This window comes from Bacteroidota bacterium, assembly GCA_016213405.1.
GTDB lineage: Bacteria > Bacteroidota > Bacteroidia > Palsa-948 > Palsa-948 > Palsa-948.
Window position 1 is genome coordinate 1 of sequence record JACRAM010000063.1, and the last position, 12,790, is coordinate 12,790.

The following is a 12,790-nucleotide window of genomic DNA, read 5'->3' on the forward strand; positions in this document are numbered from 1 at the left end:
AGCGGTCGAGGAAGTAAAAAGACGATTGAGAATTATATTCGTAATCAAGGTCGTCATAATGATGTCAAGCAGTTGAAACTTTTTGAATTGTGAAAAATAAAATAATAACGCCCTGCGCTCTTGGCGCAGGGTTCTTTACGAGCAGTTGAAAAAAGTAATCAATGGAAAATGGTAACAGAACTTATTAATGAAGCTGCTTAGTGCAGTTTTTCGTACACCCGTTACATCGTGTCTGAACAAATAGACAATTCCGCCTATGAAAATTCAAGTTTTTCATAGATGATTTAAAATCCATTTGATTTTTTGTCTATAAAAACTGATAGCCTGACGAATAATTTATAGAAATATAATTGTTTTCAGAATAAATTCCTTATAGGAGAAATGCTCGTCTAAAAAGTGATTTCCCCTATGAAGATTGGCACGCGTTTGGATGTTTCTCCTATGAAAATGATTGATTAAAAATAATGAAAATGAAAAACACGATGAAAAATAAAATTACGATAGATGCCTGCCTGCCGGCAGACACGGCATCTGTTCCGGAGTATGCGGACGTGCTTCTCTCCCCGCAGAAAAAGATAACAGGAAAAAGCAGAGGAGCGACAAGTAAACCCTATATATCATGAAAGCAAAAGTGAAATTGGGGCTTAGCAGGATGAGTGTTCCTGAGATGGTTGAATTCGCCTTGCACGTTGTCAGCAGGATGACGGGCAATGCATTTTTCCCCTCTCCCTCTCCTTCGCTCGGAAATTTGTACAATGCGGCCATTGCGCTGCAAAATGCATTTGACCAGGCGCAAGGTAGTGGTCCTGCGCAGACAGCCGTGATGCACCAAAAACGTGAAGTGATGGAAACAGAACTTACCGCAGAGGGGCATTACGTGGAAGATGTTGCCAACGATCCCGCGAATTCAGTAACGGGACCTGAAGCAATTATTCTCAGCGCAGGCATGGACGTGAAAGACGTAACTCCTCGTCAGAAGCGGGTGTTTACAGTATCCAATGGCAATTTGCCGGGCACTGTAGAGCTTGTTGCTGAACGCGCAGTGCGCGGCTCTCACGAGTGGCAGTATACGCAAGACCTTTCCGATCCTAACTCATGGATAGATGCAGAGTCAACGACTCAGGCATCTGTTACAGTGAGCGGATTAGAGAGCGGAAAGCGTTACTGGTTCCGTCATCGTGCTATTCTGCCTGATGGACCAACGGACTATGATGGTCCTGTTGACATCATTGTGCAGTAAGGCAGATACCCGAAATTAAAACATCATCGTTCCAGATTCAATCAGAACTGTGATTGTTCCAAACCCTGATGAAGTACAGTAGTCAGGGTTTGGTGTTTTTAGGCAGAGAATACAATTCTTCTTTTGCAGAACTTGAGAAATATTTTTATCATTTTGCCTGCGCAGCAAGAAATTCTATCGGGCGCAAATAAAATTATTTATTTGTTTATCATCTCAAATTTCTCCTGTTTGCCTATTGTATCACTTCTTGCAAAAAGCTGTGATGATTTTTCGTCAACGCTAATGTATTTGCCGTTTGTGGCTTTAAAGGCAACAAAATCGCTATCAAGTTTAACTAATATAAATGTTTCCCAGTCAGCAATTCTGGTTCTAATGGCAGTAATTTCATTGTGCTGCCCTAATTCTGCGGATAAAAGATGAGTATCATATGCGCTAATTGCACAGGTGTTGTTTTCAAACTGGATCAATGAAAATGTTTCCCATGTTGAAGCATTTTCCCTATTAGCCACAACGAGATGATTGAGTCCTCCGTCAACACAAACATATTTTCCGTTAATGGTTTTCAGGTGTATCGAATTGCTTTTACCAAAGTAATTTATATACAAAATAGCCGGGTCGTTTGTTAAATAATCAGGTTTAAAAGAAAAATCATCAAGGTATAATATTTTATATCCATTTTTTTTAAGGCGGGCATACTCTTCAGAGTTTGGGATTCTGTTATAAGCCGGATAGCCGGAAAAAAACATAATGGGGATATTATCGGTTTCTTTGCAATTAACGATCAACGTTTTTTCTTCGTCATATTTTCCTTTGATTGATTTTCCGAACTCTGTTGCTCTAATAATATGTTTATTACACCATGCTCTGCCATCGTTTTTTATCCAATCGGTATGATTTGCCTGAAGCTTTTCAATGTTGAAACTTACTATACCAATAGAGAGCAACAAAAAAAATTCAGTGAAAGGCAACAAAGATTTACTTATTTCAAATTCTTTTGGTTTATTTATCGTCTGATTGCTATTTGAAGTTACACTCATATCTTTTTCAGGAATTAGTACTAACTTAATTCGATATAAATAATCAATAATTCTATTCAATAAATTCCCCAAGGCAAGAAATAGTATTGGTGAAACAATTAAACAAAATGCCGGCATTTTTGTTTTTGAAATTGTAAAAAAAAGATAAACAGCAACAACACAAGTTAAATAACAAACTCTAAGGGTGAAATTTTTTATATTCCGTAATAGTATAAATAGGGCTATGGGCAAAGCGTAAGCTGCTATTTGTCCGTATTGCTCAATAGCCAGATTGAAATGATACCAGATGTTTCCTGAGTGTCCATCCAAAGGTTCAGTAAAATGAAGAGCATAATATTTATACTCCACAGCACTGTCGACAGGAAATCTTGTTGCCTTATAAATCTGCCAGGGAAGGAAAGTTATTATACATGCAGCTAGGGCTTTCAAAATATTTTTTAATTCATTCTTCCTATTTGTTGTTCCTTGAATAAAAAATAGTGTAACAGTCCATCCTGAAAAAACCAAAAGACCAGGCAGCCATTTATTAAGTATGGCAAGTCCTGAAAAAAAACCAATAAGCCAGACATATCTGGATTTATTTTCAAAGGAGTATTCAGTATAAGCCCAAAGACTTAGTGTAACATAGAATATAAAAGCAATATCATTGTGATCCGTATTGTACTGACCTGTATTGAAATCGAGAAGATAATTGCAAACTGCAAAAAGAAATCCAGCAAGATAACCCACCCTTGCATTAACCGTAAGTTTTCCCATGCGAAAAATAATAGGGACCAACAATGAAGTCATTATGGCGCTTGGCAAGCGGGCAGCAAAAGGCGTAACCCCCAAAATTTTCATACTTAACGCCATCTGCCATAAGAAAAAGGGTTGCTTATGCAGCCAGATATGGCACGCGGTCCAATCATCGTGATCGAACTTCAAAGGGAAATTTTTATATAACATTGGCGAGAAGGGGTACTCCATCATGTTTTTTGCGACAAGTGCATGAAACTGCTCATCCCAGAGATGAAAATAGTCTTCAAAGCTTATTAAGAATAATCTGGCGGCCAATGCTCCGACAAATAAAAAGAGTATTGCATACTTTATGTTTTTCTTAAAAGAAAAAAAGTATATGCTTGTAAAATGCAGCAATGCAATAAACACAAAAAATAAAATCTGCTCGGCTGAAAAATACGTTGTAAACAATTTGATTTATTTTATTTTTTGATGATCATTTCAAATTTTTCCTGATTACCGATGGTGTTCCCTATTGCAAAAAGCTGAAGTGTCTTTTCTTCCACACTCAAATATTTTCCATTCGCGGCTTTAAAAGCAACATGGTTGCTGTCGAGTTTTATTAAGGTGAAAATTTCCCAATCGGCTATATTATCTCTTGTGGCGGTAATTTCATTGTGTTGCCCCAGTTCAGCAGATAAGAACGTATTATTATAAGCAAGGATTGAGCACTGGTTTTTTTCAAAAAGGAGTAATGAAAAAGTTTCCCATCCCTGTGCGTTTTTTCTGTTGGCAACAACTAAATTATTTAAATTTCCATCCGCGCAAACATATTTATTGTTTGCTGCTTTAAGGAGAAAGGTTTTCTTATCCCTGCTGATAATCGTTTTTTTTGGTTTAGAAATTTTTTCATAATAATAATCGGTAACACCAAATGGGAATTCTCCTATGCCCATGGAACCAAACAATAACACGATGTCAGCACTTTCTAATTCTTCCATAACGTCAACATCTTTGATTTCACAACCGGCTGCATCTGATATCGGGAGCGATTGTTTGAAATAATACCAGTATTTGGAATCGTCTGAGAAAATATCATATATGGTTTTAAGGTTTTTTATCTGCCAGAAGAAACTGTCTCCGATTATAATAACCTTCGGTCTGTAATTTTTAAGAGTGGATTGAATCATTTCTATTTTAGGATAAACATATCGAGAATCCTGCAAACTAAAAAGTAAATTCATGGGCTCTTCAAAATCCGCATCAGCGCTCCGGGCAGTATCAGACCACTCTATACCTGTGCGAACATATTGTGGCATCGGTTTCTGTAAATAGTTCTGCATGAATTTTAAAATAGTGTCCTGAGCTAAAGAAGCACAATACATTGACCAGTGAAAACCTGTTTTTGTGAATAATGGAAAGGGACAGGTGTCGCGCACCTTTTGTAAATAGGCGCAAAGGTCAATGAAGGGGATGCTGTCTTTTTTATAGCCGTCAACAAAATCATCATAGTCTCTCCGCTCATAAACAGCATGGTCATAATCATCAGGTAGATTTTCAGGAACAATACTTTCTTTCGAAGGAACAATTACAGCAAAAAAATGCCCGCCATGCTTTTCTATTCCTTCTTTCAAAAATTTTATTTTTCTTAAAGTATTTTCATTCTTGTCTTTCCCATTATACCAACGTCCCCTCAGGTTACGTTCTGCAGAACCATAGCTGTAAAGAAATCCATCTTTCCCCTCAATAATATCAGTAGGCATTCCCTTAAACAAAAGATATTCCATGCTGTTTTTTATTTTCACGAAGAGCGCCCTGAAACCGAAATTGTAATTTTCATATTCCTCCCATTTTTTTTGAAATCGGGCTTCGGCAAAAGAGTCAACCGAGAGTTCTGGTTTTTGGGGTTTAACAAATGCACCTTTTAGTTCCGGCTCTTTGAATAATTGCGTGAGTTCTTGAAAGAGCGGCACCCACAATAAAACAAGAAACGCAGCCATCAGTATTATTTTAACCCGCTTGTTCATGAATCAAAACTTGAAATAGATAAAGGGGTTAAACCCACTGGCAGTAATTTGTCCTATGCAGACAATCATGAATACAACAATTGTCAAAACACCGAAAGCAGCCTTTCCAATACTCATCGGAAGGATGTTTTCGTTGAGTTCTGACTTTATTATTCTTAAAAAAGGCGTGATGAATGAAAAAATAATTGCAGCAACAAATACGGTCAGCAAGTGTGGCGCAAGTGAGTATTCCTTATAAGAAAATGAGAACATCTTTTTCAGAAACTGAAATGCCTGCCCGATTGTTTCAGAACGGAAGAATATCCACCCGACAATCACTACGAAAAATGTAAATATGATTCTTGGTATTTTCCCTATGTAAGAAGTGAGCTTTATGAGAAACAACCTGTCCAGTACAAGGAACAATCCGTGATAAGCCCCCCAGACAATAAATGTCCACTGCGCTCCGTGCCAGAATCCTGAAATGAGAAACACGAAGCATAAATTAAAATACATGCGCGGCACTGAAACTTTGTTTCCGCCTAAAGAAATGTAGAGATAATCGCGCATCCATCGGCTGAGCGACATATGCCACCTTCTCCAGAATTCCGTGATGCTTTGGGAGATGTATGGGTTGTTAAAGTTTTCTGGGAAAATAAATCCCATGGTGCGTGCCAACCCGATTGCCATGTCGGAGTAGCCGGAAAAGTCGAAATAAATCTGAAACGTATAACACAATGCTCCGACCCAAGATGACAACGCGGTAAGTTCTTCGTATGGTAATTTGAAAATTTGATCCGCTTCTGCACCCAAAACGTTTGCAATCAAAACTTTTTTTGCCAATCCGATTGCAAAACGAAATAATCCCAGCAAACGATTATCAATGTTGTCCTGAAAATTTCTGTTTTGAATCTGGTCGGCAATTTCATTGAAGCGAATGATAGGTCCTGCAATCAGTTGCGGAAAAAGAAAAATATACAAACCATAATTGATAATATTATTCATAGGAGGTTTAACCCGCCTGTGCACATCTATGATGTAGCTCATCTCATGAAAAACAAAAAATGAAATGCCGATGGGAAGCGCAACGCGTGTAAAAGAAAACGAATGCAATCCAAAATCATTCAGCAACACATTAAAGTTATCCATGAAAAAATTGAAGTACTTGAAATACAGCAAGACGGAAACATTGAATACGACTCCGATAGCAAGAAAGAGTTTTCTTTTTCTACCTTCATTTTTGTGAATGAGCTGTGCAATAAAAAAATCCACGATGACCGCAGCAGATAAAACAAAAACAAATTTTGGCGCACCCCATGCAAAGAATAAAATGCTGGCAATCAGCGTGAAGAGGTTCTTGAACCGGGAAGGAATAATAAAATAAATGGTTAGGAAAACAGGAAGAAAATAAAGAAGAAAAAAGGTACTGCTGAAAAGCATATCTTATTTATTTAATTACCACCTCAAATTTTTCCTGTTTGCCTATTGTATCACTTCTTGCAAAAAGCCGAAGTGTTTTTTCATCCACGCTCAGGTATTTCCCATTCGCGGCTTTAAATGCAACATAATTGCTGTCAAGCTCAATCATAGTAAATGTTTCCCACTTGCCCATATTATCTCCTGTTGCAGTAATTTCATTTTGCTTTTTTTCTTCAGCGCTGAAAAATTTATTGTTATGTGCAAGGAGCGCACATTCGTTTTTTTTAAGCAGAATCAATGAAAATGTTTCCCATCCCAAGGGAATGTCGCGGTTGGCAATAACTATATTATTTAATGCTCCGTCAGCACAAACATATTTTCCGTTCGTAGCTTTGAACTGTATGGTTTTTCTACTCACCTCTTTTTTATCATATACATTATTATTTGGGGGTGTATTGTTTTGTGCGCTGATATTATCGCCCCCCTTTATACAACTATTCCCCTTTTTCGCTTCGTCATAATTAGGCCAATGAACCATGCTGTCAAATCCTTCCACTCTCTCCATCTTTCCGAATTGTTTAAAATAAAGTTCCTGTGTCATCCCATCGTGGTGCAGAGAGTGAAACTCAAACTGATAGGTCTGAAAAATATTCAGCCAGATGAAAAACAGTGCCAGGCAGTAAAATGCTATTTGGTAAAACCATTTCTTTTCGGAAAGAAATAGTATGAATGAAGCCAAAGGAATAGCCAATAAGCAATAACTTTCTATAAAACTTCGCTGTCCCAGTGTTCCGCCATACCACCAGCACCACCAGGAAAATATGATATATATATTTAATGTCATAAACACAACAATTGCCACTCTCAATTTTTTTAGAGCATTTTTTAAAAAAAATATTCCTATCAATGCAAACCCCATCATGGGCGTGTATACCAGCCATCCTTTGCGAAAACTGAATAAGCCGTCATATATTACCGGATGACCAAAGAAGAAGCCATTATCGGTATAGGAATAATAAATAAAATGTCCGGTTACTGTTTTCCAGTAAATACATTGAGGAATCCAGATTAGTACAACAAAGAAGGATAATACAAGTAACAAAAACCATCGTTTCCAGAAAAAAACAATTCGTTGTTTAAGATCCGTTAGGATAGAAACACTATACAAAACAAAAAATATCATTATAACAGCGTTGCTTGGGCGTATTAATGAAATCAACCCGAATGACAAACCAAGCACAATCGTATTTTTTATGGATTGCCGCTGATACCATTGAATGGTGTAATAAATAAAAATTGAAAACAAACAAAAACTATACACGTGGCTCATCGGAGCTGATTGCGAAGAATAGCATAATAAATTTGTCCCTAATCCAATCAGTAATATGACAATGGCAATAAGTTTATCAGAAAAATTGTAGTGGATTAATATTTTTTGCAGATAGCCCAGCCCAATAATCAAATAAAAGACAGAGCTCAGCAAAAGAAATATTTTGTAGGGTTCGGAAAAACCGTCTTCAGGATAATCGGTAACAGAAGCAAACGCATGAGCTACAAAAAAGAATGGGGAATATAAAATGGCTGTCCCCATAGACATTCTTTCGACCTTTTTTCCATCCTCAGTGAGAACAGGCCAAAACAAATAACTATCATCTGCTAACTTGTAATCACTTTTCTCAAGTTTTATGTCGTCATAAATAAATAATTCCGGAAGGTATCCATAGTAGGAATGAATATCCCATTCGATCACACGGTCTTGTTTTTCCCAGTTCTTTAAGCTGAAATCTATCAACAGGCAAGTCAATGCAACGATGCCGATTGCCAAAGTTGATAACTGAATTTTCATGCGCTGTGCTGTTCTTTGCTTTCCATCCTCGCTTACTATCATTCAGTTCGCCTTTGTGAGTAGCGCTGATGAGTTTTACTTTTTGCTTTCAATTTCAATAATGCGTTTTATCTCGTGATGGAGTTCGGGAATATCCTTTACAGCAGTATCGTATACAATTTCATAATCTGTTCCAAAATAATCATGAATGAGCCGATTGCGCATATTTTTCATGTCTTGCCATTTTAAATGAGGATATTTAATCTTAATATCATCCTCAATACGTTTGGTTGCTTCTCCAATTATTTCTAAACTTCGGGCTAATGCGCGGCATAATGTAGCATCCTGAATTATATTTTCTTTGGAATTTTCTTTTAGTAATATGCAAAATAAACTCGCATTCATCCACAACATGGTGCAAAAACTCAAGCTGCGATGGGAACATATTCAACTTCTTTTAGAATATAAGGTCCAATATATTTACTGAGCGACTGCGGAGTTACCAACTCAATTTTTCTTCCTGTTATTTCCTCAAGAAGATCTCCTAACCGCATGAAATTATGAAAGGTTTTTTTTTCGGGAATAAACTCTACAAAAAAATCCACATCACTTGTTTCTTTTGCTTCATCTCTTACAAAAGAACCGAATATACCAAGCCGCCTTACTCCATAAGAAAGTATTTGCTCTTGATTTGCAAGAATCCTTTCAATAAGTTCTTTTTTATTTTGTACGGGCGATTGCATGGGACAAAGTTACAAATCAAAGTGACACATTCTCTTTCGCTTCCATCCTCGCCTTAATATCATTCAGTTCACCTTTCGGAATGGCGCTGATGAGTTTTGTATTTATGAAAAAATATTTATCCGTTGCTTCACAAAGTCGCGGATCTTTTCTGCAATCTTAAAATATTTTCTGGTTTCCTCAAACTATCATTCATAATTTAATTCCTTCTTTCATTGCCCAACGAATGATGTGCCCGGGTAATTCTTGTTTGCTGGCAACTTCTTCTTCGCTGTTTATAAGCACATCTACAGGAGCACGGATGGATTGCACCAGCGCTTTGTTGATCTTTGTGCACCATGAAATTTTTTCTCTCGGAGAAAAGGAAGACTTTGTAATTACCAACACATCATAGTCGCTTCCCTTACGGAATTCGCCTCTTGCCCTTGAACCAAAAAGCATCACCTGAGCATCGGGAAAAAAATCACGCACGATGGATTTGATAGATTGTAAGGCTGTATTCGACATAAAGCAAAGTTACAAATCAAAGTGACACATTCTCTTTCGCTTCCATCCTCGCCTTAATATCATTCAGTTCGCCTTTCGGAATGGCGCTGATGAGTTTTTTGGTGTATTCGGTTTGCGGATTGGAATAAATAGAATCAGATTCACCCATCTCTACAATTTTTCCGCTTTCCATCACTATCATGCGGTCGCTCATGAATTTTACAACGGAGAGGTCGTGCGAAATAAAAATATACGTGAACTTGAATTCTTTTTGCAGCTGGCGGAGAAGATTCAGCACCTGCGCCTGAATGGACACATCGAGCGCGGAAACCGATTCATCGCAGATAATGAATTCAGGATTGAGCGCCAGCGCGCGAGCAATGCAGATGCGCTGCCGCTGCCCACCGGAAAATTCGTGCGGGTAGCGGTAAAAATGCGTTTCGTCAAGATTCACTTTCTTCAGAAGTTCCATCGCTTTGTGTTTGCGGAAACTGTCGTGCTCAAATAATTTATGCACCCGCATGGGCTCCACAATGGCTTCGCCAATAGTGATGCGCGGGTTGAGAGATGAATAAGGGTCCTGAAAAATTATCTGCATGTGTTTGCGCATCGGGCGAAGTTCACTGACAGACAAGCCCATAATATTTTTTCCTTCAAAAATTATTTCGCCTGCAGTGGGCTCAATCAATCTAAGAATAGTTCTTCCCAGGGTTGTTTTTCCACAGCCGGATTCTCCGACAAGCCCCAGCGTTTCTCCCGGATACACATCAAACGAAACATCATCCACCGCTTTCACAAATTCTTTTGAGCGGCTCAAAATTCCTTTTCGCACCGGGAAATATGTTTTAAGATTTTTTATCCGGAGAACGGGCTGCTGGGCATAAATTTCTTTGTGCCTGTTTTCTCGCTCGCGTTTTGATACGATGATTTTACTGGTAACCTGCTCAATGGTATGCGGGCTCTCTGTCATCGAGCCGTCTTCGCGCGTTATCATGAAATCGGAAATAGTGGGCAGCCAGTGATAGCGCCTGTTGAGGGGAGGACGGCAGGCAAGCAATCCTTTTGTATAGGGATGCTGAGGATGGGCAAAAATTTTCCATACGCTTCCTTCTTCAACAATTCTTCCTTTATACATCACGATTACGCGGTCGGCAAGTTCGGCAATCACGCCCAGGTCGTGCGTAATGAACATGATGGACATGCCTCTCTCTTTCTGAAGTTTTTTCAAAAGTTCGAGGATGGTATGTTCAACGGTTACATCGAGCGCAGTGGTTGGTTCATCGGCAATCAGAATGGAGGGGTTGCAGGATATTGCCATGGCAATCATCACGCGCTGCCTTTGTCCTCCAGAAAGTTGATGCGGATATGTATTGTACATCACTTCAGGACGGGGCAGCTGAACTTCTTTGAAAAGCTCTATGGTTTTTTGCTTCGCGGTTTTGGCTGTACACTTCTGGTGAAGAAGAATGGCTTCTGCCACCTGATCGCCACAGGTGTAAACAGGATTGAGCGAGGTCATCGGCTCCTGGAAAATCATTCCGATTTCATTTCCCCTGTAGTGCCGGAATTGCTCTTCGTTAAGTTTCAGCAAGTCAACCGCTCCGAACTTTTTGCTGTGGTAAATCATCTGCCCGTCCGTAATTTTTCCGGGAGGACTTTTGATGAGGCGCATCACAGAAAGGGCGGTCACAGATTTTCCTGTTCCTGATTCCCCCACGATGCCGAGGATTTCTCCTTTGTGTAAAGTGAAACTGATGCCATTTACCGCGCGCACGGTTTCATCTTCCGTTCGGAATTCTGTTACGAGATTTTTTACTTCGAGGAGTCGCGGACCCATATCAACGAATAGCGAATAGTGTACGAATGTACGAAACTTGCGCCTATGAAAAATTGAGTTTTCTATTTCGAATGATTTGTATATTCGCGGTCAAATTCGTAATTCGTTGATGGTATGCCGAGTTTAAAAGAAGTCAGAACCAGGATTACTTCCACCATTTCCACGCAGCAGATAACGAGTGCTATGAAAATGGTGAGCGCTTCAAAACTCCGCAGGGCACAGGATGCGATTATACAGATGCGCCCCTATGCCGGAAAGCTGAAAGAAATACTGAGTAATGTAACCGCTTCTGTACCGGCATCGGCAGGTGGAGTTTTTTCGAAAGAAAAACCTGTGAAAAATGTTTTGCTCGTTGTGATTACTTCTAACCGTGGATTGTGCGGAGCGTTCAATTCAAATGTGATTAAACTTGCATCAAAAACTGCCAATGAAAAATACGCGGAACAGAAAAAGGCGGGCAACATACAGGTGCTTGCTGTTGGCAAAAAAGGCGCTGACTTCTTCAGAAGAAATAATTACAAAATCTTTTCCAACAACAGCGAACTCTTTGAGGGATTGAATTACGAAAAAACTTCTGTGGTGGCCGAAGCCATCATGAAAGAATTTGTGACAGGGAATTTTGACCGCGTGGAAATTTTTTACAACCAGTTCAAGAATGCGGCATCACAGATTTTAACTGCCGAGCAATATCTTCCCGTAGTGAAACCTGAACAGGAAAAAACGTCTGCTAAAAAAAGTACGATTGATTATGTTTACGAACCCGACATGGAAGAAATAGTAAAAGACCTCATTCCCAAAGCGCTTAAGATACAACTCTACAAAGCCCTGCTTGATTCTCACGCGGCAGAGCACGGAGCGCGCATGACCTCCATGCACAAAGCAACTGATAACGCTCAGGAAATTCTCAAAGATCTGCGCCTCACTTACAACAAAGCCCGTCAGGCAACCATCACAAAAGAAATTCTGGAAATTGTGGGAGGAGCGGAAGCCCTCAAAAATTAAGACCCAAGTCTCAAGTCCAAAGTCACAAATTCCTAGGGCTGTTCCTTGGAGTTTGGTACTTGGAATTTGAGACTTGGGGCTTCGTTAGTGTGCTTTTACCGGAAAATCCATTATCAGATTTGATTTTACTTTTACACCCATCATAACAGCAGGAGCGAATTTTAATTTCTCCACCATTTTTTTCACTTCTTCGCCCACGCCATATCCCACATCGCTGATGATTTTTACATTTTTGATAGTGCTGTCGGGCATCACGTCAAAACTGAGCTCGACATTTCCTGTAACGTAATTCTTTTTTGATTCTTCCGAATACTTGGCGTTATACATTATATATGTATAAAGCGTCTGCTCGCCTTTAGGGTAAAAAGCATCTTGCGTGGTTACCTGCATATTCTGCTTGTCGGGTTTTTCCTGAGCGGATAAAATTTGCCAACTGCAAATTGCCGATTGCAAAACAAGAAAGCGAATCATTGTTTTCAT

The 12,790-nt window shown here is 39.1% G+C and carries 12 protein-coding genes; 3 read left to right on the top strand and 9 right to left on the bottom strand.

Annotation, left to right across the window (positions count from 1 at the left end):
• The first annotated feature begins 482 nt into the window (after positions 1 to 482).
• Positions 483 to 623 (top strand): hypothetical protein, encoded by a 141-nt coding sequence (locus HY841_07355; protein MBI4930561.1) that lies wholly within the window; start codon positions 483 to 485, stop codon positions 621 to 623.
• Positions 620 to 1,240, top strand: coding sequence for a hypothetical protein (locus HY841_07360; protein ID MBI4930562.1), 621 nt, complete (start codon positions 620 to 622; stop codon positions 1,238 to 1,240). The genes HY841_07355 and HY841_07360 overlap by 4 nt, the downstream gene beginning before the upstream one ends.
• Positions 1,241 to 1,437: 197 nt before the next feature.
• On the opposite strand, the gene HY841_07365 is transcribed toward HY841_07360, so the two are convergent.
• From HY841_07365 to HY841_07400, 8 genes are all read right to left on the bottom strand, one after another.
• The gene (locus HY841_07365) at positions 1,438 to 3,465 is read right to left on the bottom strand and encodes a glycosyltransferase family 39 protein (GenBank protein MBI4930563.1); all 2,028 of its coding nucleotides are present in this window, start codon (positions 3,463 to 3,465) and stop codon (positions 1,438 to 1,440) included.
• A gap of 11 nt (positions 3,466 to 3,476) precedes the next feature.
• Entirely contained in the window at positions 3,477 to 4,994 is a 1,518-nt protein-coding gene (locus HY841_07370) for a hypothetical protein (GenBank protein ID MBI4930564.1), read from the bottom strand.
• 30 nt (positions 4,995 to 5,024) lie between these two features.
• A complete protein-coding gene (locus HY841_07375) occupies positions 5,025 to 6,440 on the bottom strand; it encodes an MBOAT family protein (GenBank protein MBI4930565.1) in 1,416 nt (471 codons plus the stop codon).
• A gap of 7 nt (positions 6,441 to 6,447) precedes the next feature.
• Positions 6,448 to 8,265 carry a hypothetical protein gene (locus HY841_07380; GenBank protein MBI4930566.1) on the bottom strand — a complete coding sequence of 606 codons (1,818 nt, stop codon included), beginning with the start codon at positions 8,263 to 8,265 and terminating at the stop codon, positions 6,448 to 6,450.
• Between the two features lie 75 nt (positions 8,266 to 8,340).
• Positions 8,341 to 8,649 carry a DUF86 domain-containing protein gene (locus HY841_07385; GenBank protein MBI4930567.1) on the bottom strand — a complete coding sequence of 103 codons (309 nt, stop codon included), beginning with the start codon at positions 8,647 to 8,649 and terminating at the stop codon, positions 8,341 to 8,343.
• Positions 8,650 to 8,669: 20 nt separating this feature from the next.
• Positions 8,670 to 8,987: a nucleotidyltransferase family protein gene (locus tag HY841_07390; protein ID MBI4930568.1), complete on the bottom strand. Its 318-nt coding sequence runs from the start codon at positions 8,985 to 8,987 to the stop codon at positions 8,670 to 8,672.
• A gap of 190 nt (positions 8,988 to 9,177) precedes the next feature.
• Positions 9,178 to 9,492, bottom strand: a complete 315-nt coding sequence (locus HY841_07395; protein ID MBI4930569.1) for a nucleotidyltransferase domain-containing protein — start codon at positions 9,490 to 9,492, stop codon at positions 9,178 to 9,180.
• 16 nt (positions 9,493 to 9,508) lie between these two features.
• Positions 9,509 to 11,308: an ABC transporter ATP-binding protein gene (locus tag HY841_07400; protein MBI4930570.1), complete on the bottom strand. Its 1,800-nt coding sequence runs from the start codon at positions 11,306 to 11,308 to the stop codon at positions 9,509 to 9,511.
• A 114-nt stretch (positions 11,309 to 11,422) separates the two neighbouring features.
• Here HY841_07400 and atpG point away from each other — a divergent pair, with 114 nt between their 5' ends.
• On the top strand, positions 11,423 to 12,310 hold the full coding sequence (atpG, locus tag HY841_07405; GenBank protein MBI4930571.1) for an ATP synthase F1 subunit gamma: 888 nt from the start codon (positions 11,423 to 11,425) through the stop codon (positions 12,308 to 12,310).
• Positions 12,311 to 12,394: 84 nt separating this feature from the next.
• Here the strand turns inward: atpG and HY841_07410 are convergent, their stop codons facing one another.
• The gene (locus tag HY841_07410; protein ID MBI4930572.1) at positions 12,395 to 12,790 is read right to left on the bottom strand and encodes an energy transducer TonB; all 396 of its coding nucleotides are present in this window, start codon (positions 12,788 to 12,790) and stop codon (positions 12,395 to 12,397) included.

Bases quoted from the DNA above. Each gene is read 5' to 3' on its own strand.
- HY841_07380 (MBI4930566.1), bottom strand. From the start codon at position 8,265: ATGAAAATTCAGTTATCAACTTTGGCAATCGGCATCGTTGCATTGACT.
- HY841_07400 (MBI4930570.1), bottom strand. From the start codon at position 11,308: ATGGGTCCGCGACTCCTCGAAGTAAAAAATCTCGTAACAGAATTCCGA.
- HY841_07370 (MBI4930564.1), bottom strand. From the start codon at position 4,994: ATGGCTGCGTTTCTTGTTTTATTGTGGGTGCCGCTCTTTCAAGAACTC.
- HY841_07375 (MBI4930565.1), bottom strand. From the start codon at position 6,440: ATGCTTTTCAGCAGTACCTTTTTTCTTCTTTATTTTCTTCCTGTTTTC.
- HY841_07390 (MBI4930568.1), bottom strand. From the start codon at position 8,987: ATGCAATCGCCCGTACAAAATAAAAAAGAACTTATTGAAAGGATTCTT.
- HY841_07410 (MBI4930572.1), bottom strand. From the start codon at position 12,790: ATGAAAACAATGATTCGCTTTCTTGTTTTGCAATCGGCAATTTGCAGT.
- HY841_07385 (MBI4930567.1), bottom strand. From the start codon at position 8,649: ATGAATGCGAGTTTATTTTGCATATTACTAAAAGAAAATTCCAAAGAA.
- HY841_07395 (MBI4930569.1), bottom strand. From the start codon at position 9,492: ATGTCGAATACAGCCTTACAATCTATCAAATCCATCGTGCGTGATTTT.
- atpG (MBI4930571.1), top strand. From the start codon at position 11,423: ATGCCGAGTTTAAAAGAAGTCAGAACCAGGATTACTTCCACCATTTCC.
- HY841_07355 (MBI4930561.1), top strand. From the start codon at position 483: ATGAAAAATAAAATTACGATAGATGCCTGCCTGCCGGCAGACACGGCA.
- HY841_07360 (MBI4930562.1), top strand. From the start codon at position 620: ATGAAAGCAAAAGTGAAATTGGGGCTTAGCAGGATGAGTGTTCCTGAG.